The 24,598-nt window shown below is 63.3% G+C and carries 20 protein-coding genes and 2 tRNA genes; 11 read left to right on the forward strand and 11 right to left on the reverse strand.

The features are described 5' to 3' along the window. Nucleotides 1-33: 33 nt before the first annotated feature. From LWF01_RS13965 to LWF01_RS13975, 3 genes are all read right to left on the reverse strand, one after another. The gene (locus LWF01_RS13965; RefSeq protein WP_349637972.1) at nt 34-999 is read right to left on the reverse strand and encodes a DUF8832 domain-containing protein; all 966 of its coding nucleotides are present in this window, start codon (nt 997-999) and stop codon (nt 34-36) included. Next, nucleotides 996-1,208: a heavy-metal-associated domain-containing protein gene (locus LWF01_RS13970; RefSeq protein WP_349637973.1), complete on the reverse strand. Its 213-nt coding sequence runs from the start codon at nt 1,206-1,208 to the stop codon at nt 996-998. Before LWF01_RS13970 ends, LWF01_RS13965 begins: the two co-directional genes overlap by 4 nt. Nucleotides 1,209-1,509: 301 nt before the next feature. Next, nucleotides 1,510-1,582, reverse strand: a tRNA-Arg gene (locus LWF01_RS13975). Between the two features lie 361 nt (nt 1,583-1,943). Between LWF01_RS13975 and LWF01_RS13980 the strand changes: the two genes are divergently transcribed. The 3 genes from LWF01_RS13980 to fdhA all read left to right on the forward strand — a co-directional run bounded on the left by LWF01_RS13980 (nt 1,944) and on the right by fdhA (nt 6,759). Continuing rightward, nucleotides 1,944-3,779 carry a phosphoenolpyruvate carboxykinase (GTP) gene (locus tag LWF01_RS13980; protein WP_349637974.1) on the forward strand — a complete coding sequence of 612 codons (1,836 nt, stop codon included), beginning with the start codon at nt 1,944-1,946 and terminating at the stop codon, nt 3,777-3,779. 316 nt (nt 3,780-4,095) lie between these two features. Then, nucleotides 4,096-5,325 carry an MFS transporter gene (locus LWF01_RS13985; RefSeq protein ID WP_349637975.1) on the forward strand — a complete coding sequence of 410 codons (1,230 nt, stop codon included), beginning with the start codon at nt 4,096-4,098 and terminating at the stop codon, nt 5,323-5,325. Between the two features lie 216 nt (nt 5,326-5,541). After that, the gene (gene fdhA / locus LWF01_RS13990) at nt 5,542-6,759 is read left to right on the forward strand and encodes a formaldehyde dehydrogenase, glutathione-independent (protein ID WP_349637976.1); all 1,218 of its coding nucleotides are present in this window, start codon (nt 5,542-5,544) and stop codon (nt 6,757-6,759) included. 661 nt (nt 6,760-7,420) lie between these two features. Here fdhA and LWF01_RS13995 read toward each other — a convergent pair. Further along, a tRNA-Ser gene (locus LWF01_RS13995) sits at nt 7,421-7,509 on the reverse strand. A gap of 170 nt (nt 7,510-7,679) precedes the next feature. Here LWF01_RS13995 and LWF01_RS14000 point away from each other — a divergent pair. Next, nucleotides 7,680-9,344 (forward strand): LCP family glycopolymer transferase, encoded by a 1,665-nt coding sequence (locus LWF01_RS14000; RefSeq protein WP_349637977.1) that lies wholly within the window; start codon nt 7,680-7,682, stop codon nt 9,342-9,344. Nucleotides 9,345-9,408: 64 nt separating this feature from the next. Here the strand turns inward: LWF01_RS14000 and LWF01_RS14005 are convergent, their stop codons facing one another. Both LWF01_RS14005 and LWF01_RS14010 read right to left on the reverse strand, forming a co-directional pair. Continuing rightward, nucleotides 9,409-10,647, reverse strand: coding sequence for an MFS transporter (locus LWF01_RS14005; protein ID WP_432761964.1), 1,239 nt, complete (start codon nt 10,645-10,647; stop codon nt 9,409-9,411). Nucleotides 10,648-10,763: 116 nt separating this feature from the next. Continuing rightward, complete coding sequence (locus tag LWF01_RS14010) at nt 10,764-11,249, reverse strand: MarR family winged helix-turn-helix transcriptional regulator (RefSeq protein ID WP_349637978.1); 486 nt, start codon at nt 11,247-11,249, stop codon at nt 10,764-10,766. Nucleotides 11,250-11,342: 93 nt separating this feature from the next. Between LWF01_RS14010 and LWF01_RS14015 the strand changes: the two genes are divergently transcribed. Both LWF01_RS14015 and LWF01_RS14020 read left to right on the forward strand, forming a co-directional pair. Next, a complete protein-coding gene (locus LWF01_RS14015) occupies nt 11,343-13,247 on the forward strand; it encodes an FAD/NAD(P)-binding protein (protein WP_349637979.1) in 1,905 nt (634 codons plus the stop codon). Nucleotides 13,248-13,352: 105 nt separating this feature from the next. After that, nucleotides 13,353-13,958: a nitroreductase family protein gene (locus tag LWF01_RS14020; protein WP_349637980.1), complete on the forward strand. Its 606-nt coding sequence runs from the start codon at nt 13,353-13,355 to the stop codon at nt 13,956-13,958. A gap of 10 nt (nt 13,959-13,968) precedes the next feature. Here the strand turns inward: LWF01_RS14020 and LWF01_RS14025 are convergent, their stop codons facing one another. Together LWF01_RS14025 and LWF01_RS14030 are read right to left on the reverse strand one after the other, a co-directional pair. After that, entirely contained in the window at nt 13,969-16,164 is a 2,196-nt protein-coding gene (locus tag LWF01_RS14025; protein WP_349637981.1) for a YhgE/Pip domain-containing protein, read from the reverse strand. Further along, on the reverse strand, nt 16,164-18,911 hold the full coding sequence (locus LWF01_RS14030; protein ID WP_349637982.1) for an efflux RND transporter permease subunit: 2,748 nt from the start codon (nt 18,909-18,911) through the stop codon (nt 16,164-16,166). Before LWF01_RS14030 ends, LWF01_RS14025 begins: the two co-directional genes overlap by 1 nt. Nucleotides 18,912-19,058: 147 nt before the next feature. Between LWF01_RS14030 and LWF01_RS14035 the strand changes: the two genes are divergently transcribed. Then, on the forward strand, nt 19,059-19,712 hold the full coding sequence (locus LWF01_RS14035; RefSeq protein ID WP_349637983.1) for a TetR/AcrR family transcriptional regulator: 654 nt from the start codon (nt 19,059-19,061) through the stop codon (nt 19,710-19,712). 25 nt (nt 19,713-19,737) lie between these two features. Here the strand turns inward: LWF01_RS14035 and LWF01_RS19285 are convergent, their stop codons facing one another. Then, nucleotides 19,738-19,845, reverse strand: a complete 108-nt coding sequence (locus LWF01_RS19285; protein WP_432761965.1) for a hypothetical protein — start codon at nt 19,843-19,845, stop codon at nt 19,738-19,740. Nucleotides 19,846-20,058: 213 nt separating this feature from the next. Between LWF01_RS19285 and LWF01_RS14040 the strand changes: the two genes are divergently transcribed. Beyond that, a complete protein-coding gene (locus LWF01_RS14040; RefSeq protein WP_349637984.1) occupies nt 20,059-20,229 on the forward strand; it encodes a hypothetical protein in 171 nt (56 codons plus the stop codon). 72 nt (nt 20,230-20,301) lie between these two features. On the opposite strand, the gene LWF01_RS14045 is transcribed toward LWF01_RS14040, so the two are convergent. Together LWF01_RS14045 and LWF01_RS14050 are read right to left on the reverse strand one after the other, a co-directional pair. Next, nucleotides 20,302-20,949 (reverse strand): response regulator transcription factor, encoded by a 648-nt coding sequence (locus LWF01_RS14045; protein ID WP_349637985.1) that lies wholly within the window; start codon nt 20,947-20,949, stop codon nt 20,302-20,304. Continuing rightward, the gene (locus LWF01_RS14050; RefSeq protein WP_349637986.1) at nt 20,946-22,136 is read right to left on the reverse strand and encodes a sensor histidine kinase; all 1,191 of its coding nucleotides are present in this window, start codon (nt 22,134-22,136) and stop codon (nt 20,946-20,948) included. The genes LWF01_RS14045 and LWF01_RS14050 overlap by 4 nt, the downstream gene beginning before the upstream one ends. A gap of 163 nt (nt 22,137-22,299) precedes the next feature. Between LWF01_RS14050 and LWF01_RS14055 the strand changes: the two genes are divergently transcribed. From LWF01_RS14055 to LWF01_RS14065, 3 genes are all read left to right on the forward strand, one after another. Next, nucleotides 22,300-23,379, forward strand: coding sequence for an FtsX-like permease family protein (locus tag LWF01_RS14055; protein WP_349637987.1), 1,080 nt, complete (start codon nt 22,300-22,302; stop codon nt 23,377-23,379). After that, complete coding sequence (locus tag LWF01_RS14060; RefSeq protein WP_349637988.1) at nt 23,376-24,071, forward strand: ABC transporter ATP-binding protein; 696 nt, start codon at nt 23,376-23,378, stop codon at nt 24,069-24,071. The genes LWF01_RS14055 and LWF01_RS14060 overlap by 4 nt, the downstream gene beginning before the upstream one ends. Nucleotides 24,072-24,156: 85 nt before the next feature. Further along, the gene (locus LWF01_RS14065; protein ID WP_349637989.1) at nt 24,157-24,486 is read left to right on the forward strand and encodes a YtxH domain-containing protein; all 330 of its coding nucleotides are present in this window, start codon (nt 24,157-24,159) and stop codon (nt 24,484-24,486) included. The last annotated feature ends 112 nt before the right edge of the window (nt 24,487-24,598 follow it).

Genomic DNA, 24,598 nt, shown 5'->3' on the forward strand with positions numbered 1-24,598 from the left:
GTCGTCAGTTGCCGCGTAGGTGAGACCCGAAGGTCAGTGCCCGCCCTTGTGCGATCCACCCTCGGTTTCCGTCGCGCCGTCACCGTGGGCGGCATCGAGCACGAACTCGGCGGTGTGCACCTGGCCGTCGACCTGGAAGTCCAGGTACAGCAGGTAGCGACCGGCGGTCGGGGCCTCTGCGGCGAACGCAATCTCGGGACCGGATGTCTCGCCGGCCACGGGCTCTTCACCCTCGGCGTGAACGTGCAGATAAGCGAGGTCACCTTCACGCAGCGCGACGAGGTGCCCGAAAGCGCCGAGGTACGGTTCCAGGGCGGTGACCGGTTGGCCATCACGCGTGACGGTGAGCGTGAGTTCGCTCGCCGAGCCCGCCATCAGGTCGCCATCGAGGGAGACCGTGAAGCCACCGACCTCTGAGACCCGGGTCGGATCCGACGCCACGGGAGCGAAGTCTCCCGCCACCTGAACGGTGCGGGTGAGTGTGAGCGAGGGTGCGTCGGCCCCGGCCGGCGTGAAGTCCGCGAACACGCGGTAACTCCCGGCTTCAGCCCACGACCACGGCGTCGACCAGGTGCCCGTGGATTCGTCGAGTACCGGGTGGACGTGACGGAATTGGCTGCCATCGGACCGAGCCACGATCAGATGCAAATCTTTGTCGTGCGCGGTCGTGTACTCCGTGACCGGCGTGCCTGACGCATCCTGAATCTGGAAGCTCAGTTCGCCGGACTCGCCGACGCCCGCAGGCGCTTCGACCGGCGACAACACGTACCCACTGCTGCCGAGTGCGAGGCCCTTCAGATTGTCGGCAGCGGCGCTCGTCGACTCGCTGACCCCGGTTGCGCCGGAAGCGTGGCCGCCATCGTGACTCTTCATTTCAGTGCCTTTCGTCCAATCGCTCACAGCGCTCGACGGGATAGCGGCGCCAGCGATGCCGAATGCACCACCGAACGCCACCACCAGCCCGAGCCCATACACAGCAAGCCGTGCGCCGGCGTTCATACTGCCCGCACCGCCGAGTAGCCAGCCTCCGTTACGGCCGTCAGAATCTGTGAGTCCTCGACAGAGTCGGAGCCCGTGACAACGAGCCTTCCCGTCTGCGCACTCACCTGGATGTCCTGCACACCGGCGATCTCGCCGACCTCTTCACGGATCGACATCTCGCAGTGCCCGCAGGTCATGCCCGTCACCTGATACTCGTTCGTAGCCATCCCGAATCTTCTTTCTGTATTCTTGTACCCCTACCGGGTATGTGTACATAGATTATACCCAGTGGGGGTATAAAGCAATCAGGGATGGCAAGAGAGATCACCGTTATGTGATGCAGGAGAATAATCGGTCTCGCACTGGCGATGTTCGAGACATGGCTCAGCGAGTGAGCTGCCGGGGCATTGAATCCGGGAGCAGATGTTGCAGCGGTGGAAATCCGCGCGCACATAGCTTCGCATGGCGCGCGGCGTCGAGAAGGCAGGGTGCAAAAAACCCCGCCACCTACTGGTGACGGGGTTGATGTGCGCCTGGAGGGATTCGAACCCCCAACCTTCTGATCCGTAGTCAGATGCTCTATCCGTTGAGCTACAGGCGCCTTCAGTTATCCGCTGCGCACAGTTCGCCGGTTTCTACGAAGCTGGCTGCGCGGCCTTAAAGATCATAGCGATTATTTCTACCTGGCGCTAATCGGTCGCCAGCCACTTTCATCGCAGGGCTTTGAAAGCTAAATGACGGAGACACGTCATCCTTGCGCAAAAATACGTCAGGTGAATGACGTGAATCGCTCAGTCGTAACCGTTTTGTGATCCAGTTCACCCTAGAAGAACGGCGAAACGTCGGTTTCCGAAGCCGTCCGCTTCCTACTTTTAAAACAAGCGCAGCACGCGCCGACGGGTTCAAGTTCATCACACTCGAACCGCCGACCGCTTCGCATCACCGAACTCAGGAGTTACCACATGACACTGCTCGACCACGGACCCGCAGAGGACCTGTTGAACAACGCGCCGACGGACCACGCCAAGCTACTGTCCTGGGTTACCGAAGTTGCCGAGCTGACCACGCCGGATTCCATTCACTGGGTTACCGGTGACGACAACGAACGAACACAGCTCACCGACGAGCTCGTCAACGCCGGCACCCTCGTGCGACTCACCAAGAAGAGGGACTCTTTTTACGCGGCTTCCGACCCAGATGACGTTGCCCGGGTCGAGAACCGCACCTACATCTGCTCGGTCGATGAGAAGGATGCCGGACCCACCAATAACTGGATGGCGCCGGCGAAGATGAAGGCCACGATGTCGGAACTCTTCCGTGGCAGCATGACCGGCCGCACCATGTACGTCATCCCCTTCGTGATGGGGCATATCGACGCAGCGCAGCCGATGTTCGGTGTCGAGATCACTGATTCGCCGTACGTCGTCCTCTCAATGCTCGTGATGGCGCGCTCCGGTACCTCGGTACTGAAGGCGATCACGGCAACCGGGGCAGATTTCGTTGAGTGCCTGCACTCCGTTGGTGCGCCACTGCAGGATGGCGAAACCGACGTCGCCTGGCCGTGCAACACCACGAAGTACATCAGCCACTTCCCCGAAGAGCGGTCGATTTGGAGCTTCGGTTCCGGCTATGGCGGCAACGCGTTGTTGGGCAAGAAGTGCTACTCGCTGCGTATTGCCTCCGCGATCGCTCGCGATGAAGGCTGGCTCGCCGAGCACATGCTCATCCTGAAGCTGACCAACCCAGCGGGCGAATCGAAGTTCATTGCCGCCGCGTTCCCGTCCGCTTGCGGAAAGACCAACCTCGCGATGATCGAGCCGACCATTCCCGGCTGGAAAGCGGAAATGCTCGGCGACGATATCGCCTGGATGCGGTTCGGACCGGACGGCCAGCTCTATGCCGTCAATCCGGAATTCGGCCTCTTCGGCGTCGCTCCCGGCACGGGGTGGAGCACGAATCCCAACGCAATGCGCGCCATCGAAGTAGGCGGCAACGTCTTCACCAACGTCGCCCTGACCGATGACGGCGATGTGTGGTGGGAGGGCATGACTGACGAAACCCCCAGCCACCTGACCGACTGGAAGGGCAACGACTGGACGCCGGAGTCTGAGACGCCGGCTGCCCACCCGAACTCACGGTTCTGCACACCGATCGAGAATGCGCCGATCGTCGCGCCGGAGTGGAACAATCCGAACGGCGTGCCGATTTCCGCCATCCTGTTCGGCGGGCGCCGGAAGACGACAATGCCTTTGGTCACCGAGACGCTCGGCTGGGCACATGGCGTCTTCATGGGCGCTACGCTCTCATCGGAAACTACTGCCGCAGCCACCGGCCAGGTCGGCGTGGTCCGGCGGGATCCGATGGCGATGCTGCCGTTCATCGGGTATGACGCCGGAAACTACTTCCAGCACTGGCTGGACGTCGGGCAGCGGGACGGCGCCAAGCTGCCGAAGATCTTCTACGTCAATTGGTTCCGCCGCGACGAGAACAACAAGTTCCTCTGGCCTGGCTTTGGCGAGAACTCCCGCGTTCTGAAGTGGATCGTCGAGCGCCTGGACAATGCCACGGATGCCGTGGAGACGCCCATCGGCTTGGTGCCGGCAGACGGCGCCCTGGACATCGACGGGCTCGATATGAGCGAAGAGCAGGTGCGGAAAGCCGTCGCGGTCGACGTCGAAGAGTGGAATGCCGAGCTGGATGACATCGCCAACTGGTTCGACTACATCGGGGACACTCTGCCTCAGGAACTCTGGGAACAACGCGACCAGCTTCGTAATCGCCTCGGCCTGACCGGCTGAGACCCAACGGGCCGGTCTCCGCTCTGGCGGAGCCGTCTGGCCTACGGATGTGTGCGCCGCCGGCACGACCGCGCACACGTCCGCACCGATCCGAGATGGGATCCTGCCAACTGAGCCATGGCAGGGTCCCTTCTCTGTTCCAGCCGGCGGCGCCTCAGTCGGCGTCGCTTTGGGGAAGATGCCGCGATGTGACCAATATCCAGTCGCACGCTGTGGCGGCGATGGAATAGCCGGCCTTAAGCTTGAATTGAACCTGTAGAAACCATCCCGGCTGGCAACGGCGTCGACGGGCCTTCACCCGCTCGAGAGAAGACTCATGTCAGCGCAGAACGACCTTGCCGTCGCCCCGCAAGCCTCTGCCATGCCTTCGAAAACCGTCGGCTTGGCCCTGTTCGCCCTCGCGATGGGCGGGTTCGGCATCGGGACCACCGAGTTCGCCACGATGGGAATCCTGCCGCAGATTGCCGATGGGCTGCAGACCTCGATCCCGACCGCCGGCCACGTTATCGCGGCCTACGCTCTGGGCGTCGTCGTCGGCGCACCGCTGATCTCTGCGCTCACCGCCCGCCTCACCCGGCGCACCCTACTGCTCATCCTGATGGCAGCGTTCATCGTCGGGAACACGGCGTCGGCGTTCGCACCGTCAATCGGCACGCTCATCCTGGCAAGGTTCATTTCAGGCCTGCCGCACGGCGCCTACTTCGGCGTCGGATCGGTGGTCGGCTCGCACCTGGTAGGACCCGGACGAAAGGGCCGCGCGGTATCGCTGATGATGGCCGGGCTGACTATCGCCAACATTTTCGGCGTACCCGCGGCCACCGTGATGGGCCAGCAGTTCGGCTGGCGCAGCACGTTTCTCGTTGTCGGTGCCATCGGCCTGCTGACATTCCTGGCTCTGTGGCGCTGGGTTCCCAAAATCTCGGCGCTCGGCGGGACCAGCATCCGCCAGGAGCTTTCCGCCTTCCGCCGCCCCCAGGTGTGGATGACGATCATTACCGGGGCAGTCGGATTCGGCGGCATGTTCGCGGTCTACAGCTACATCGCCCCGATGATGACCGAGGTGTCAGGGCTACCCGAAGCCGTCCTGCCACTCGTGCTCGCCATCTTCGGTCTCGGGATGACTGTCGGCAACCTGATCGGCGGACGCCTGACCGACCGCTCGGTCAACGCGGCGATGTACACCGGCTTCGGCTCGACCGCCGTCGTGATGGCGTTGTTCGGTCTGACCGCCGCATCCCCGTGGGCCGCAATCCCGCTGGTGTTCCTGATTGGCGTCACGGCACAGATCCTGGGTCCGGCCGTCCAGGTTCGGCTGATCGAGGCGTCGCCGGAAGCCCCTTCGCTCGCGGCGTCGATGTCGCATTCAGCCCTGAACATCGCCAACGCCGGCGGTGCCTGGCTTGGCGGCCTCGTGATCGCCCTCGGCTGGGGCTACCTCTCCCCGGCCTGGGTCGCGGTCATTCTCTCGGTCGCCGGCATCGGCCTGTTCGCCATCGCCGCTTCGATGCAGCGTCGCTCCGCCCAGCCTGCCTCCGCGGTGCAGTAACGCAGTAAATACGGGTCGCAGCACAGACATGTCGCCGCCTTGGCGAGCTCGGCTCTGCCCCGTTGTCTTGCGGGCCCGCACCCCTTACTGATTTCACACTTTGGGGCTACGTTTGTTGCTAGTTCGTCACTCTCGATCCCACGACGCAAGGATCAGGTACCACGGACATCTTCCGCTACTCGAGTGCGAACTCAGCCTATGAGGAAGGGTAGAAACATGCTAGGGAACAGAGCCGTTGCCTACAAGGGGCCCGGAGAAGTCGACGTTATTGATATCGACTACCCCACCTTCGAACTGAAAGACGGGCCGGGAGTTAATCCGGCAAATGTGGGACGCGAAGTCCGCCATGGCGCAATACTGAAAACCGTCAGCACCAACATCTGCGGATCAGATCAACATATGGTTCGGGGCCGGACCACAGCTCCCAAGGATCTCGTCCTCGGCCACGAGATCACCGGTGAAGTTGTCGAAACCGGGCCGGATGTCGAATTTATCAAGGTCGGAGATATTGTCTCGGTGCCATTCAATATCGCCTGCGGTCGTTGTCGAAACTGCAAGGAACAGAAGACCGGCATCTGCCTTAACGTCAATCCTGACCGGCCCGGCAGCGCCTATGGATACGTGGACATGGGCGGTTGGGTTGGCGGCCAGGCCGACTATGTCCTGGTTCCGTATGCGGACTGGAACTTGCTGAAGTTCCCGGACCGCGATCAGGCTCTGGAGAAGATTCTCGACCTGACCATGCTTTCCGATATCTTTCCGACCGGGTTCCATGGAGCAAAGACCGCCGGGGTCGGCGTCGGATCGACCGTGTATATCGCAGGAGCCGGACCAGTCGGTTTGGCGGCTGCCGCCAGCGCGCAATTGCTTGGCGCCGCGGTGGTCATTGTCGGCGATCTAAACGAATCCCGGCTCGCGCAGGCGCGCAGCTTCGGCTGCGAAACGATCGACGTTTCGAAGGGTGACCCGGCAAGCCAGATTGAACAGCTTCTCGGCGTTCCTGAAGTCGACTGCGGCGTGGATGCTGTCGGCTTCGAGGCACACGGCTATGGCGAGGACGCAGCCGCCGAAGCACCGGCGACCGTCCTGAACTCACTGATGGGTCTCACAGCGGCCGGTGGTGCACTTGGTATCCCGGGGCTCTACGTCACAGGAGACCCCGGCGGTGTGGATGAAGCCGCAAAGGTTGGTTCACTTTCGCTGCGCTTCGGACTCGGATGGGCGAAGTCTCACGCCTTTACCACGGGACAATGCCCGGTGATGAAGTACAACCGCCAGTTGATGATGGCAATCCTGCACGACAAGGTCCAGATAGCAAAGGCTGTCAATGCTCAGCCAATCAGTCTGGAAGACGCCCCACGCGGCTACGCCGAGTTCGATGCAGGAGCAGCCACCAAATACGTTCTGAACCCGCATGGATACCTAAATGCCTGAGCCGCAGGGTAACTTCATGCCGTCCGGGTTTTGAAAGGTTCGCGGCGAATCGATCAGAACCGCAAGGACACGTGAATATTTGTCATTCATCTAACACGTCTGGTGGGTAAGTTAACCGATTCAACAGATTCATCCACAGCCGCGCAACCCCTACATCGGAATGTATGGTGTCGGCGTGCATGCATTGGGTTTACAAACCACGAACGGCAAAAAGCCCCGCTTCACCGTTGAATACGCGGTGAAGCGGGGCTTTCAAAACGCGGAGACGGTGGTGTGTAGTTACCGAACAACGCGTATCCCAGACGGAGGCCGCCCGCCGATACAACGTCAGTCGACCCTGGGTCCACGAACTGATCCGCCTGGATCGCCCGTGCACCCGGCTTCATCGGCGATGGCCGGTGCCCAATGACACAGTAAGTGCGTTCGGCGGCGGTTAAAGCACCCCTACTCTGGCATTCGAGCACGGCTGGCCATGCCGAACTTACCGCAAACCCTTGCGACGTGTTAAACGTTTGTCGTTTTTTTAACACGTCTGCCAGATAGGTTAAAGGATGTAACAGGACCATCCCCCTCAGGAACCGCACGCGCCAGGGGTGCGATCACCGATGTCAAAAGCCCCGCTTCACCATTGAGTACGCGGTGAAGCGGGGCTTTCAAAACGCGGAGACGGTGGGATTTGAACCCACGGTCCCCTATTGGGGACTCCACCTTAGCAGGGTGGTGCACTCGGCCTGACTATGCGACGTCTCCAGTAGGCGTTGCCGGATAAGACTATCGGGTATCCAGCCCCGGCCGCAAAACGTGGCCTCCCGCACGTCATTGCACGCCTGGCAGCACCGGCGAAGTATCGTAGACGAGGAACCATCACCTCGCCCTCACCCTGGCGCCCTCTGGCCCAGGAACACCCAGCAGGAGAAACATTGGCAGAGAACGAATCGGATGAAACCGATCGTACTGCTGGCGCGCGCCACAAGATCCGGGTATCAGCCGCGCGAAACCGCGGTCGGCACAACACCGGCAAGGGCGAGTACTTTCCGCGCGTCGTCACGTGGACAACCGTCGGCACCTTCATCCCCGGCGTTGCGCTGATAGCAGCCGGAAGGAAGAAGCTCGGCGGTCTGATCCTCGGGTTGTTCATTGCCGGGCTGATAGTTCTCGGTGCGTTCGTGCTGATGACCGGCCCGATGAAGTTCGCGCTCAGTATGGCCGCCAGCCCGGACACCCTGTTGTTCCTGGCCATTGCGCTCGGCATCGGCCTCGCCGTCTGGGCAGCGATCATCATCGTGTCGTACCTGGTGCTCCGGATTCCCCGGCAATTCACCGCCGGGCAACGCGTGCTGGGCGGCATCCTCGTCGTTTCTTTGGTCGTCATCGTCGGCTTGCCGACCGGCGTGGCCAGTTACTACAGCATGACCCAGCGCTCACTTCTGCTTAACGTTTTCCAGGCACCGGACAGCGCCGGTAGTAAACAGGCACTGGACAAGGAAGACCCCTGGAAGGACAAGAAGCGGGTCAATGTGTTCCTGATGGGACGCGATGACGGGGCCGGGCGCACCGGCGTCCGCCCGGACACACTGATTGTCGCCTCGATCGACACGCGCTCCGGCGAAACGACTCTCTTCAGCGTTCCGCGCAACCTGGCGTTCCCGCATTTCCCCAAGGACAGCTCACTGGCTAAGCACTTTCCACAGGGATTTACCGGCTACGGCTCTGCGGAGAGCCTGATCAACGCCGTCTGGACCTGGTCATCGGAAAACCCGGACCTCGTCGATGCGCCGAAGGGCCAGGAGACCGGGCTGTACGCCACAATGCAGGCAGTCAGCGGATCGCTCGACCTGGACATCGACTACTACGCAACCGTGAATCTCAAGGGATTTGAGGATGTCGTCGATGCGATCGGCGGCGTGAAGATCGATGTCGAACGACGGATTCCGATCGGCGGCGGCACCAATATGAAGACCGGCGGCAAGAACGCCGTCACCGGATACATCGAGCCTGGCGATCAGAAGCTCAACGGCAAGACCGCGCTCTGGTACGTGCGGTCCCGCGAGGGCTCGGACAATTACGACCGGATGTGCCGTCAGCAGCGGATGATCAAGACCGTGCTCGGCCAGGTTCAGCCGGCATCGTTGGCCACCGCGTTCCCCCGGCTGGCCGGGTCGGCAAGCAAGAACATCGAGACCGATATACCGCAGCAAGACCTGCAGGCGTTTGTTGGACTCGCGCTCAAGGCGCAGGACGCCGGCGTGGTCAGCGCCCAGATCAACAACGATGTGACCAGCACGGTCAACCCCGACTACGACGAGCTGCACAAGTGGGTGAAGAAGAAGCTAGGCGAAGAGCCGAAGAAGCCTAAGTCGTCCGAGGAATCGGCCGGCTCGGGCAAGGAGTCGGGCAACGACTCCGACAAGGAGCCAAACGACGAGGCGTCTGGAGAATCAGATCAGCCCGCCTCCGAGGAGACCGAGCAGGCTAAGAAGGGCGAATCGGAGCCGACGGAGTCCGCTCCCGAGCCGGGCGAGGAAACCGCGGACGGCAAGTGCTACCCGCGCGGCTATAACCCCAACGAGGCCGCTACGCCATAGAACTGCACGGTACGAAAATGCCCCCGACGACAGACTCGCCGGGGGCATTTCATTCGGGTGGGGCTTAGCTTGCGTCCGCGGCGGTCAGCACGGTCGCCTCTTCAGCCGAGACAAGCTCGTGGTCGGCATCGATGTGCGCAATGGCACGCCGTCCGATCAGCAGGACAACGATTGAGACCAGCACGGCCGCCGCACCCAGCCAGTACGGGGCGCCGGCGCCTGCGGCAGCGGCAATGACGCCGGCAAAGGCCGGAGCCAACGCCCCGCCAACGAAGCGAACGGCACTGTACGCCGAGGAGGCAACCGGGCGTGGCAGATCGGTGGCATTCATCACCGACTCGGTCAGGACTGTATTCACTACGCCGAGGAACAAGCCGCCCACGACAATGCACACGATGAGCACCGGCCGTGCGGCAACGTCGAGCGCCATTACGGCAAGGTCGACCGAGAGCAGCAGCATCATTGCGTAAAGCACCTTCTGTCGGCCGAAACGCCTGGTCAGGATCGGTGCGACGAATACCGAGGTAATGGCGAGGCCGATTCCCCAGCCGAAGAAGACAAGCCCGAGCTGTTGTGCGCCGAGCTCGAGCGGGAACGGGCTGTAGGCCAACAGGATGAAGAAGCCAAAGTTGTAGAACAAGGCGGCGATTCCGAGCGTGAGCAGCGCAGGGTTGCGCAGGGCGCGGAACGTGGAGGTGATGCCCACCGGCTCGGGCTTCGCCGCCGGCTTACCAAGGAGCGCGACAATGCCGATGAAGCCGATCGCCATCAGCACCGCCGTGCCGATGAATGGCCCGCGCCAGGAGATGCCGCCCAGCAGACCGCCGAGCAAAGGGCCCACCGCGATACCGAGACCCAGTGCGGCCTCGTACAAGATGATCGCGCTGTCCACGCCGCCACTCGCTGCACCGACAATCGTGGCAAGCGCGGTCGAGATGAACAAAGCGTTGCCGAGGCCCCATCCGGCGCGGAATCCAATAATCGCCTCCACGCTGTTCGAGGCACCGGCGAGCGCGGCAAATACGATGATCAGCGCCAGCCCGATCAGCAACGTCTTCTTCGCCCCGATCCGGCTGGAGACCCAGCTGGTGAAGAGCATCGCGATGCCGGTGATGAACAGGTAGCTGGTGAAAAGCAGCAATGCCTGGGTCTGCGTCGCGCCCAGGTCCGCACTGATCGCCGGCAGGATCGGGTCGACCAAACCGATTCCCATGAAGGCGATCACGCTGGCGAAGGCTACCGCCCACACCGCACGTGATTGCTTGAACATCTGCCTGAAACTGTGGGTTGAAGAGCCGCTCACTTGATTCCTTTCTGGCACCACAAACTACGCAGGCGTCCTGTCGAAGCTGCGGTGGTGACTTTCGTGGTTATGAATATGTGCTGTCCGGCAGCTGCCGGAACCGTCAGGCGATACCGCTATCCGGTTTCCTCGTCAGCCGGAGGCGTTCGGCCCTTCTCTGTCAGCAGGCGGTGCTGGATGGCGACTGTCTCGGCAAGGATCGCCCGTTCTTCCACCGAAAGCGTCTCGAGCCGCGGGCCTATCGCATGCGCGATCCCGGTCCGTAGCTCCGCCAATGTCCGCCGGCCGCTGTCCGAGAGGCTGATCAACACCGCACGCCCATCCTCGGGATCGGACACCCGCTCGACCGAGCCTGCCTTCTCCAGGCGCTGGAACATGGCTGTCGCGGTCGGCTGCGAACACCTGTCCATCACGGCGAAATCTCCCACCCGCATCGGTCCATGCTCTTCGAGTACCGCGAGCGCACGCCATACAGCGCTTGGTACAGTGGTTTCAGCAAGGCGGGCAGCTGCCCGAGTCAGCCGCGACGACATCACGACGAGATCGATGGCCAGCTGATCGGTGTCCGACCGCCGCGGGGGAGAATTCTCCGTAAGGCTCATGTTCCCAGTTTACATAGATACCCTATGTAATGTCCAGCGCTGCTGGCTCGAACATCCGATGCCCGCCACAACCACAAGGAGTGCAAAATCGAGGTGCAGAACGACATTGCTGTCGCCATAATCGGGGCGGGTCCCCGCGGCACCACAGTCTTCGAACGACTCGTCGCTTACTCCCGTCAGTTTCCGAAGCGCAGCGTGACAATCCACATCCTCGATCCGCACCTGCCCGGAGCAGGTCAGGTATGGCGCACGGACCAGAGTCGCTCACTGCTGATGAACACCCAGCCGCACGATCAGACAGTGTTTCCAGATAGCAGCGTCAACGTCGAGCTGCGGGAAACCGGCCTTTCAATGGGCGAATGGGTCAAGGAAGTTGCCGCCGGCCGCATTGCCGTCGACCCCGAATCCCAGACGGAAGTCCTCAGCCTGCATGCCACCTCGTTCCCGTCCCGCGCGCTTTACGGCGCCTACCTGAGTTGGGCGTTCAGGCATCTGCGCGAGACGGCGCCGGAGAACATGACTGTGCGGGTGCACCACACCCGGGTCACCCAGCTTCGCGAGCTCCTCGACGTCCAGCACCTCACCCTGGACAACGGCAGGTCGCTCGATGTCGACGCCGTGGTCCTCGCTCTCGGTCATCTTCCGGCGCACCTCACCCCCCTGCAGGAACACTGGGACTCCTTCGCCCGCGAGCACGGCCTCAGCTATCAGCCGCCCTCACTGCCCGCAGACATCGACTGGCGTACGGTGCTTCCTGCTGGCGAGCCGGTGATCTTCCGCGGCTTCGCGCTCAATTTCTTCGACATTATGGCGCTGAGCACGATCGACCGCGGCGGAAAGTTCGTTCGAGACGACCCAGCTGGTCAGCTCCGGTACGAGCCTTCCGGTGATGAGCCGATCCTGATTCCAGGTTCCCGCCGCGGCGTGCCATACCGGGCCAAGCCAATCGTCGATAACGTCGCCCGTCCCGAGTATCAGCACAGATATATCACCGAGCCCGCACTGGCCCGGCTTCGTTCGGCCAGCAATTCGGGCCGGCTCTTCTTCGACAAGGACGTGTGGCCACTCATCCTCCGGGATGCTCTGCGCGCCTACTATCTCACCTTGCAGCGGGTAGCTCCCGGGGTCTTCGCCCATGACCCAGCCCGGATTTTCGACTTCCTTGACAGCGATTCCGCTGGAAACCTCTGGGACGACCTGATAGCCGACGTCGTGCCCGAACGCGCGCACCGCTTCGAACTCGGCAGGCTATTGCACCCGCTGGACGGGAGGAAATTCTCCTCGGCCGCGGAACTGGATGACTGGATGCTCGGCTACCTCGACGAGGATGTCGCCGAGGCACGTCGAGGGGCGGACTCGCCTGGAAAGATGGCTGCGCTGGCCATCTACACGGCACGCGACCTGGTGAAGGCGCTGATTGTGAATGACGGTCTCGAAGAGTACTCGTTCCTGACCGACGTCCGCGGCTGGTTCGAGGACTTCGCGCAGTCGGTTGGCTCCGGGCCGCCGCTGCGCAGAATCGAGGAGGTCGCGGCGCTGGCGCGCGCAGGCATCATCAGGTTCATCGGCCCGGACATGCATGTGGACACCGTGGTCGAGGACGAGGGCGGAGAGGCCTTCTTCGTGGCGTCATCTCCCCAGGTGGCGAACTCCGCAATTCGTTCCCGCGTCCTGGCAGAGGCAATAGCACCGGCGAACCGGGCCCTGGCAGCCGCGGACTCGTTGCTGGCGGACCTTTTGACCACGGGGGCAGCGCGGGTCCGGGTCACCCACCTCCCCGAAGGCATTGAGCACGAAGGCACCGGGCTCGACGTCACCGCGAGGCCCTACCGGCTGATCGACGCAAGCGGGCAAGCACACAAGCACAGGTACGTCATCGGGCTACAACTGTCTTCCGTGCAGTGGGGCACCGCCATCGCAGCCCAACCCGGATCGAACGCGGTAACTCTTCAGGACGCGGATGCCCTGGCCCGCGACATCCTCGGGCTCGATCGTTAGCTGGCGGCCAGCGCTGTGTCAGGCCTCACAGCCCCAGCCGGTAAGTGTTGATCCGGTTTAAACGTTAACTACTTTGTTACCGACCCCGATAGAAGGAGACCATCCGTGTCAGTTGAGCCAAGCACACTTCCCTCACGCGTTGCGGAGACAAGCGCACCGATCCTCGATGTTCTGGCCGAGCGCTGGAGCCCCCGGGCCTATGATCCGGCCGGCGAAGTATCGGAACACGCACTGCGCGCGGCCCTCGAGGCAGCCCGATGGTCGCCATCTGCGGCCAACACGCAGCCGTGGCGGTTCATTGTCGGACGGCGCGGCGACGCGACCTTCGATGCGATCTTCGCGAACCTGCTTCCCGGGAACCAGAAGTGGGGCGGTTCCGCCGGCGCATTGATCGTGAATGTCGCCGAGTTGCGTGATGAAGAGGGCAACACGCGGGTTTGGGGACACTACGATCTTGGCCAGGCCGTCGCCCATCTTTCGGTGCAGGCACATCACGACGGATTGCATGTGCACCAGCTCGGCGGCATCGACGCCGAGGGATTGCGAGAGGCGTTCAACATTCCGGAGAGGTTCGAGGCCGTGTCCGTGACTGTACTCGGGGCGCTCGGCGATGCAGATACCCTCCCGGACGGGCTTCGCGAACGTGAACTCGCACCACGTAGCCGGCTGCCGCTCGGCGAGATCGCGCTACCCTCGGGTTTCCAGATCTAGAACCCTCGCGTCATGCCCCCTGCAGCTTCGCCAGCCGGGCCGGTGTCACGCTCCGCTGGCGGACGACCGCCAGGATGCTCGCCACGACGGCGACGATCAGCCAACCAAATAGCCCGGCCGCGGCGGCCCCGATTCCGGGGCCGCCGCTGGCGATGGCCATGATGCCGTCCGTTGCCGGCGTCAGCGGCAGAACTGGCCCGATCGCGTCGAAGAAGCCGGGCACAGCGGAGGTCACTCCGCCGGCAGCGGTCAGCACGACGAGGACGACTGAGATGAACCGCCCAAACCCGCCGAACCACGCCACCAGCGCATGGTTGATCGCGACGAACGTCGTGCCGGCCAGCAGCGTGAAGACGAAGACCTCGCACAATCTGCCGAGGGAGAGGCCAAGAATCACCTGGATCAGGATCGTAAGCACGAGGGCCTGCACAGCGGCAATAGCGACGCCGGGAGCGATTCCCTGCATGGCCAGCATCCACGATGGCTTGGCCGAAAGCAGCGCACGGCTGGTCACAGCACGGACCACAAGGTAGGTGACCAGGGCGCCGATCCACAGCGCGATGGCTGTCAGCAGGCCGGCCGCGGTGACGTCGGCGAAGATCGACGGACTGACGCCGGACTGCTTTACCGGCTCGGCCACAACGGTTGACAGCGTCGACCGCTCGGTGGCGGAATAACTTGGTATCTGCTTGGCGCCCTTATCGAGCCCGTCGGCAAGCTGCTGGCTTCCGGAATCCAGCTGCTCTCCGCCGTCGGCCAGCTTGCCGATGCCCGCCGAGAACTTGTCGGCTCCATCAGCCGATTGCTCGGTTCCCTTCGCAAGGGCCTGCGCGCCGCCGTCGAGTTTCGCAGCACCCGTTGCGAGCTGTTTCGAGCCCTCCGCCGCGCCGGAGATCCCGGCCGCCAGATTGGGCATCCCATCCGCCAGCTTCTGCGTGCCCTGGGCAAACGCGTTGGCGCCGTCGGACAGCTGGCTGCCACCGGCCGCCAGATCATCGGCTCCTGAGGCAAGCTTGCCGACACCCGTGCCGAATTTGTCGACCCCGGCAGCATAGCTTCCCGCTCCCGTGGCGAGCTTCTTCGCGCCGTCGGCAGATTGTTCCGCTCCCTGGGGCAGCCGGGTCGACAGTTCCTTGAGCTTTGCCGATTGTTCGTTCACCCCGAGCTGCTGGCACACCGGATCCGCTGGCGCCGCGGCGCACGCAGAGACGAGGCCCTGAATGACCTTCGACTGCGCCTGCACGCCGGTTGAAAGGCCGGATAGCCCATCGGCCAGCTCAGTAGCGCCGGATTCCAGGCCTTCCGCGCCATCGGCGAGCTTTGGCACCTGCTCATCGAGCTTCTCCGCCCCGCCGGCCAGTTCCGAGGCGCCGTCACCGATTCCATCCGCCCCGGAGGCAAGCTCATCCGCGCCGTTGGCCAATTGCCGGGTCTGGGCCGGCAGCTGAGCCGTGCCGGCTTCCAGTTTCGACAGGCCTTTCGCCAGGCCGCTGACTCCGGCATTCAGCTGCGAGGTGCCTTCGGCAAGCTCTCCGGCTCCCCCGCTGAGCTCGGTCAGTCCCGAGGCCAGGTCCTGGCTCCCCTGGTCTGCCTGACCGATACCCTTGCTGAGTTCCGAAGCACCATCGGCTAGTTGGCCCGAAGCGTCGGCCACCGAGGAGAACTGCTCACCGATATCGTTGAAACCGACATAGATGTTGTCCAGATAGGTTTCGGTAAGCTGCCGGTTCAGGGTCGAGGTCGCCGCGGAAGCAATCGCCTGGCTCAGTGCAGAGTCGGCCAGCCCCTTCACCTTTGACGTCGTGACCTCAAGCGTGGCCTGTTCGGCGGCCTCAGGCTCGTCTTTCGAATACGAGGTGGCGGCGGCGGAGAAATTGCTCGGGATCGTGACGACGGCAGCATACTTGCCGGATTCCACTCCCTGCTTCGCATCATTCTGATCGCTGAGCACCCAGTCGTAGTTCTCCTGATTGCCACCATCGACAAGCCCGCCGGACAGTTCCCTGCCAAGCGGAACCGTCTGGTCGCCGACCTTGACCGGCTCGTCGAGATTCACGATCGCGGCCTGAACGCGGTCGAGACGGTCGGCCGAGTTCCAGTTGGCCCAGACGAAGCCTCCCGCGACAACGAGCGGGATCAGTACCAACCCGAGGACGGAAAGCCAGGTGACCTTGCGTCCTGCGGCAGGTTCGATAAGCGATGGCATTAACGGGTTCCTTCTGCATTGTGGACACTGAGAGGTTCGTAAGTCCTGTTGAGGCTCAGACGCAAATAATCTGGCGGTAACAGGTCGGCCAGGGCGCCGGCATCGCCGACACCGATCACCAGTGACTGGCCCGATGCTCCAGAGGTCACGTCGTAGATCAGGGTGGCGATCGCCTGCCGGGCATCGAAGGACTGCACCCGATCGGCGTCATCGATGAACAGGATGTCGGGACGGCCGTGGTTGGCCCTCCGGATATCCGTGCACACGTCGCTTTCGGACCGCACAGCGACGAAACCGGTCCGCGAGCGCACCGCGCCCGCCTGCTCCGGCAGCACGAATCCAGCGGTCTTTGCCCGACCTTCGGTGAACTGCATCCGGCCGGAGAGGCTCAGCATCAACGATGTCTTGCCTGCACCGGGCTGACCTTCGATAACAAGCAGCTCACCTGGCTGCAGGGCGATATCGACGTCGCTGAACGCCGTACCCAACTGGCTGCGCATGGTAAGTCCTTCGGCATAGATCCGGTGGTTGCTGTCCGGGCTCGGCCAGGACGCCAGGGACAACTGGTGGTGCAGCGATTCGCCCTCGACGTCGAAGGACGGCAGCACCCGATCCAGCCACTTCGGAAGCCACCACGCGCGCCTGCCAAGCAGCGCCAGGACTGCGGGAACCAGGGTCATCCGCACCACGAAGGCGTCGACGAAGACGCCGACCGCCAAGCCGAGAGCGATTGCCTTGATCACGCCTTCGCCCGTCGGCACGAAGGAGGCGAAAACCGCGAACATGATGATCGCGGCGGCCGCCACCACCCGGGATGAGGCGACAAAGCCCGATTCGATTGCCTGATGCGCGGATTTGCCGTGCACGTAGTCCTCGCGAATCCTCGCGACCAGGAAGACCTCATAGTCCATCGCCAGGCCGAAGAGCACGCCCATCAGGAGGATGGGCAGGAAGCTGATCACCGGGCCGACATCCTCGACGTTCAGCAGGTCGGCGAACCAGCCGTACTCGAACACCGCGGCGACCGCTCCGAATGATGCGGCAACACTCAGCAGGTAGCCGATCGTCGCCTTGAGCGGCACCGCGATCGAGCGGAACACCATGGTGAGCAGCACGAGTGAGAGGCCGACGACGAGAATCCCGAATGGCAGCAGCGCCTTTCCGAGCCGGTCGGAGACATCGATGCCGACCGCCGTGAATCCGGTGACGGCGGTTTCCACGCCGTACTCATCCTCGAACTGCGGGCTCATACCGCGGATGTCGGCGACGAGTTGCTTCGTCCCTTCCGAATCCGGTGCGGATTCCGGTATCACCTGGATGATGCCGGTGTCCGCGTTCTCGTTCGGCGTCGCCAGCGGCACGTCGGCCACGCCGGGAAGGGCACGGATATCGTCCGCGATCCCGTCCATCACGCCGAGCGGGTCGTCCGAGCCGACGATCTCGGCGGTGACGATGAGCGGACCGTTGTATCCCTCGCCGAAGTTCTCCGAGACCAGATCGTAAGTCGTCCGGGCCGGACTGCCGGCCGGGGCGGAACCATTGTCCGGCAGGGCCAGGCGAAGGTCCTGGGCCGGAAGTGAGACAACGCCGAGGCCGGCCACGACGATCAGGATTGTGACGATCGGCCACTTGGTGACCACGCGGACCCAGACCCGGGCGAGGCCGCCAGCGGCTCGTGGCCCAGTCCCTTCGGCCTGATCCGGCTTCCTCTGCTTGGGCTTCCTCTGCTTGGGCCGCAGTTTGTCCCCGGCGAAGCCCAGCATGGCAGGCAGCAGAGTCAGCGCAATCAGCACGGCGACGGCGACCGCGAGAGCGGCGGCGATCCCCATCGTGGTGAGAAACGGTATGTTGGCGACCGCGAGCCCGCCCAGGGCGATCATCACGGTCAGGCCGGCGAAGATCACCGCCGAGCCCGCCGTGGCGATCGACTGCGCCGCGGACTCCTCGGCTTCCATCCCATCCGCGAGCTGGTCGCGATGCCGGGACACGATGAAGAGCGCGTAATCGATGCCGACGGCCAGGCCTAGCATGAGCGCAAGCATCGGCGTCGTGGACGAGATGAGGGTAAAAGCTGTTGCGCCGATAACCATCGCCATCGAGATCCCGACTCCGAGCAGGGCGGTAGCCAGCGGCATGCCCGCGGCGCGGAACGAGCCAAGGGTCAGCAGCAGGACGACCAGCGCGACGACGACCCCCACGGCCTCAACGATGCTGACGCCCGGCCGGTTCTCTGAGAATGCCTCGCCGCCGGCCTGGGCTTGGGAGCCGGGGAATTCTTCGACCAACTGGGTCGCCCGCTCCTCCAGCTGCGTCTTGGTCTCCTCGGTGATCTCTGCCTGCGCTCCCCTGAGTTGCAGGCTGATGATTCCGGCGCCGTCGTCGTCAGAGATTGCACCGTCAATGTTCTCGTCGAACGGGGAGGTGGCGCTTTCGACCTGTGCGATGCTCTCCAGATCCTTGGCCGTGTCCTCGATGGCGTCCTGGTACCGGGCATCCCTGATCGAGTCGCCGTCCGGCGTCGCGAAAACGAGCTGCGCCGTCGTGCCGCTCACCTGCGGGAAGGTCAGGCTCAGTGAATCGAGCGCGGCCTGGGACTGGGTTCCGGGGAGCGTGAACTTTTCGTCGAACGGTTTGTTGAAGACGCCGGCGACCCCGCCGACCAGAACGAGCACCAGCAGCCAGATCGCCAGGGTCCGACCCCGACGGCGGTAGGCGGCCCGGCCGAGCGAATACAGGAAGGAGGACAAGGCATCTCCGCTGGCATAGAGTTTTGGACTGCGGGAGTGACACGTGCATTCGCCACAAACAACTTCGATACACAACTGTACTCAATACGATCGTGTATCGTAAATCCGGAGCCATCTCAGGTCAGATTTCAAGGTAAGAATGGAGACATGGTGCCAGCGAGTTCCAGCTCCCCGATCACGGCACGCCGCGCGCAGACCAGGGAGCGGCTGATGTCCGCTGCCATGTCCGTATTCGCGGAGCGCGGAATTCTGGGCGCCAGTGTCGAGGAGATCTGCGATCAGGCAGGGTTCACCCGCGGTGCCTTCTACTCCAATTTCAGTTCGAAGGACGAGCTGTTCTTCGAACTCGTCGAACATCAGCAGTCAAGGCATGTCGAGGCACTTCGACACATCGTCGACACGGTGCTCAAACCCGCCGGACCACAGACCGAAGAGGCGCAGAACCAGGTTCTGACCCGCGCCATCGACGCTTTCCTTGCGGTGCAGCGCAGCGACCGGGAATGGGTTCTGGCCCAAAGCGAACTCAAGCTGTACGCCATCCGCAATCCGCAGGTCGCTGCCCGGTACAGCGCCCTGGAGAGTGAGGTCCGGAAGGCCTTCGGCGACATCCTCAAGGAAGGACTGGAGCTGACCCGCCGGGAGTTCACCGTCTCCTTCAGCGAGGCGATCACCATTCTGGGCGCCACCCACGAACAGCAGCTCTTTGACGCGCTGATCGATCCGGACGGCACAATGCGGTCGGCCGGCTCGACTAGTTCGCTTTACGACATCCTGGTCGCCATCACCCGCCCGGTGTCTTAGAACCCCGCAAGACGAGTTACCTGGATCACGCTGCCGTGAGGCGATTCACGCCGGACGTGAGCCGATTCACGCCGGACGTGAGCCGATTCACGCCGGACGTGAGCCGATTCACGCCGGACGTGAGCAAGCTCATGGCAGAACGGCGCCAGGAGCACCGGCCCAGAACCTAAGCTGAATATGTGGCAATGCAAGCAGCACCGCCACCATCATGGATCAGCGCAGGCGAGCCCTCTTCACGCGAACGGCGGCTTCACGCTAACGCCGGGACTGCCGCTTTCGCCCGGCCCCGCGGATCCGGAACAAAGAACATCAGCACCGGCAGTCAATCGAAAAAGGACACATTACTTTGTCACGCACAGCTTCAGCCAAGGGTAAGTCGATCATCAGTCTCTCCATCGCTGGCCGCAAAATTTTGGACATCCGTTCCGCCGGGAACGCCGCGCGGCGGCCGGTAGGCAGGATGACCGACCGCGAGCGCAGCGAAGTCATTCGTGACGGCGGAATGTCGCTGATCTAAGTCGGCCCAGCCGCTCAACTGCTTCGGATCAGAGGTCGGCCGCTCAACTGCTTCGGATCAGAGGTCGGCCGCTCAGCTGCTTCGAATCAGCCCCAGCCGCCGGGCTTTGCTCACGGCGGATGTCCTGGTCGCAACGTCCAGCTTTGTGAAGATGTGCACGAGATGCGACTTCACAGTGGTCTCGCTCAGGAAGAGTGCCCGGGCGATCTCCGCGTTGGTCTGGCCCTCGGCCACGTGGCCAAGCACCTCGAGCTCCCGTTGGCTCAGATTTGCCCGCGGTGAGCGCACCCTGTTCATCAGCCGGGCGGTAATTTTCGGCGCGAGCGCCGTCTGTCCCGCCGCCGCCAGCCGGATTGCCGCGAGCAACTCGTCGGGCGGGGCATCCTTCAACAGGTAACCGGAGGCTCCGGCCTCCACGGCCCCGAGAATATCGGCATCAGTCTCGTAGTTGGTGAGCACCAAGACGTAGGGCGCGGAATGACCGGATTCTGCCGACTCGGTCTGGCTTCGGATCTGTCTGGTGGCTTCCGCGCCGTGCATCTCGCCGCCGAACTGAAGGTCCATCAACACCAGCTCGGCTGGAATTTCCCGTGCGGCGATGACAGCCGTTTCGGCGCTTTCTGCCTCGCCGACCACCTCGATGTCGTCCTCGGCAGCCAGCAGCGCCCTGAGTCCGGCTCGCACTATCGGGTGATCGTCGCAAATCAACACCCGGATCACGCCGCCTCGCTCTCGAACGCCAGCGACACTGCGGCTCCCGCTCCCGGAGCGGATTCGATCGTCAGCAGTCCACCGACCTGGGCCACCCGTTCCTGCATTGCGGTCAGCCCGAACGACTCTCCGCGCCCGGCTTGTTGTGCCGCAATGGTGCTGTCGACATCGAACCCGACTCCGTCGTCGACCACGTCGAGGCGGACTTCGTCATCCATGAAGCTCAGAGTAACCGTGGCGTGTTCCGCCTGCGCGTGCTGCACGACATTTGCGAGCGCACTCTGGGCAACCCGCAGCATGGTGGCTTCCACCGGCATCGGCAGCTCACGGGGTGACCCTGCGACCGTGACCGCTACCGGCACCCGGCTCGCCGATGAGGTGCCAGCGGCAACGCGGCGCAGGGCCGCGGCCAGGGATTCCTGTTCGAGCGGACGAGGCGTAAGCTCCCGGATGAATCGCCGGGCCTCCCCCAGGTTGTCCGCGGCGGTCTCCCGGGCCAGCCGGATGTGGTCGATTCCCGGATGTGTGGGGGCCTCCCGTTCCGCGGCATGCAACAGCATCTGGATGCTCGACAATCCCTGCGCCACGGTGTCGTGAATTTCGCGGGCAAGCCGGGCCCGCTCACCAAGAACGCCCGCCTCCCGCTCACTCGCCGCCAGCTGTCGCTGTGCGGCGACCAGATCCGTGAGCAGCTTCTCGCGCTCGACGGACTCCCGGTACAACGCCCGGTATCCCAGGCCGATCGCGATCGCCACCAGGGCGCCGACCAATGGCCCGACGACTCCGCCGATGGTGAATCCGTTGTGAAAGCCGATCGCGACTATCGCCAGCGTCACCGACAGCGCGACCGCCGCTGGCCCGGCCCAGCCGGGCAGCAGGTGCAGATACAGAAAGAACAGGGCGAAGACCAGATACGCCGCGTCCGGGCTCCACCAGACCAGGACCAGCCACTCGATCGTCAGCAGGCCGAGCCACAGCGCGATAGGTACCCGCCGTGTCGCCTGTGTGGATGAAACCAGGAACCCGCCGATGGCATAGCTGGCCGCAAAGACCACCGCCAGGCTGATCGTCGGCAGCGCCGAACCGGTGTGCTGGTAGGCCGCCCTGATGATGACGACGGCGATCAGGCCGCCGAACAGGATGTGCAGCCCTGCGCGCAGCCCCAGGAAGACAGGGGTCAGCGCGGAACGGTTCATTCAACAAGGCTATCGGCATGATGCCGACGGTTCATCCATCGAAAGTTCGACGGAATTGCCAAACCATCGCCACAGGAATCCCGGTCGCCCGCACGATGATCGCGGCGAAGGAAAGTACGAGAGTTGAAGTACCACCACATCTAGTTAAGTAGGTTCTTCAACCATGTTCGTCGCCTGGCGAGACATCCGATTCGCAAAGGGACGGTTCCTGCTAATCGGGACCGTCGTCACACTCATTACCCTCTTGGTCGGCTTTCTGAGCGGCCTGACCGCCGGCCTGGCCAACCAGAACATTTCTGTTATCCAGCAGCTCGATGCCGACCGTATCGTCTTCTCCGAACCAGCCGACGGCGCGGAGATGTCATACGGCGACTCGGAGCTGACCCGGGACACCGCCGATGGCTGGGAAGATTCCCCGGGCATCGGCACGGTCAACCCGATCGGCATCAGTCAGACCAAGGCGTCCGGACAGGCGCAGGCCAGCGTCGCACTGTTCGGCGTGCAGCCCGGATACTCCGGCGATGCCCCCGCCGGAACCGGCAAGCTGGTGCTGTCACAGGCAGCGGCAGCTGACCTGGATGCCGCATCGGGAGACTCGATCCGGATCGCGGACGCGGAATTCACCGTCGAGGCAGTCACCGGAGATGCTTGGTACAGCCACACGCCCGTCATCTGGATGAATCTGGAGGACTGGCAGGACTACGAAACCAGGACCGGCAGCCCCGATGCCTTCGCCACCGTTCTCGCCGTCACAGCGGCGACAGGCGGGAGTTCAACGGATTTCGACGCCCTCGACAAGCAGGCGGAGACAACGTCAACGACCGTGCTCGGTTCGCTCACCGCGATCGGCTCGTTCCGATCGGAGATCGGTTCGCTGCTGATGATGGTCGTCATGCTGTTCGGCATTTCGGCGCTTGCTATCGGCGCGTTCTTCACTGTCTGGACGATCCAGCGCCGCGGTGACGTTGCGGTTCTCAAGGCGCTCGGCGCGTCGAACTCCGCACTGATCCGGGACGCCCTGGGTCAGGCGCTGATCGTGCTGCTGCTCGGAGTCGGCACCGGTATCGGCCTGACCGCCGCGCTCGGCGCACTTGCAGGCACCGCGCTGCCGTTTGTGCTGAGCCCTTTCACAACCTTGCTGCCAGCGTGCGCGATGATCGCACTCGGGCTGGCCGGCGCCGCATTCGCGCTTCGCTCGGTGACCACCGCAGACCCACTCACGGCGTTAGGAAGCAACCGATGATCAGCCTTTCAAACATCACTCTGACCTTCCCCGATGGCGACTCACGGGTGACCGCAATCGACAACGCCTCACTCGAGGTGACCAGGGGAACAGTCACCGGGATCACCGGCCCATCGGGATCCGGGAAGTCGAGCCTGCTGGCCGTCGCCGCGACCCTGATAGCACCTGATTCCGGGCTGGTGAGCATCGACGGCGTGGATGTCACCGGCATGACGAAGGTCGAAACGGCCCGGCTGCGCCGCGAGACCGTCGGAGTCGTATTCCAGCAGCCCAATCTGCTGCCATCGCTGACCGCAACCGAACAGTTGACGGTGATGAACGAACTTGGCCAGCGGAAAAGCCGCCGGCGTCACTTGGTCGTCCAGGCCCGAGCAGCCGAACTACTTGACGCGGTCGGTCTGTCCGGCCAGCGGGACAAGCGACCACATCAGCTTTCCGGCGGGCAGCGTCAGCGGATCAATATTGCCCGCGCGCTGATGAACGACCCTTCCGTGCTGATCGTCGACGAGCCGACCAGTGCCCTCGACCAGGAGCGCGGTTCGGCAATCATCGACCTGGTGCTGCAACTGACCGCGGAACGCGAGACGGCGACCATGCTGGTCACCCATGACCGGTCGCACCTTCCGAGGATGCACGACGTACTGACCATGACCGATGGCAGGCTGCTCAGGTCGCTCAGCTTTTCACAATAGGGCGGACCTTGCCCCAGGCCTTGAGGGCTGCCCGTATCGCGGCTATGTTCAAGGGAGCATAAGAAGCCTGACGAAAGGATTTCTCATGAAGGGCAAGATTCTACTCGCGGCCGGCATTGGTATCGGTTACGTGCTTGGTACCCGGGCCGGACGGGAGAGCTACGAGAAACTGAAAGTGCGGGCGCAGGAACTCTGGAGCGATCCCAAGGTTCAGGAAAAGGTCTCCGAAGTCCAACAGACCGTTAAGGAAAAGGCCCCGGTCGTGCAGGACCAGGCCGAGCAGGCATTCAGAAAAGCCAGCGAGGGAGTGAAATCGCGGCTGAACCACGACGACGCCAAACCGGAGGCTGACCAGGCCGCCAAGCCGGTGGCTGACCAGGGCGAGGTCAAAGATCGCTATGTCGAAAACCTCTGACCCGGAACATTCCGTTGCTAGTGAGGACGACATCGTGGCAGAGCTCGGCGTGATCGCCACGGAATAGGAGCTTCAGGGCCGGATTGACTCGGTAGTCAACAAGGAGACCGGG

The sequence above is a fragment of the Saxibacter everestensis genome (genome assembly GCF_025787225.1).
GTDB classification, from domain to species: domain Bacteria; phylum Actinomycetota; class Actinomycetes; order Actinomycetales; family Brevibacteriaceae; genus Saxibacter; species Saxibacter everestensis.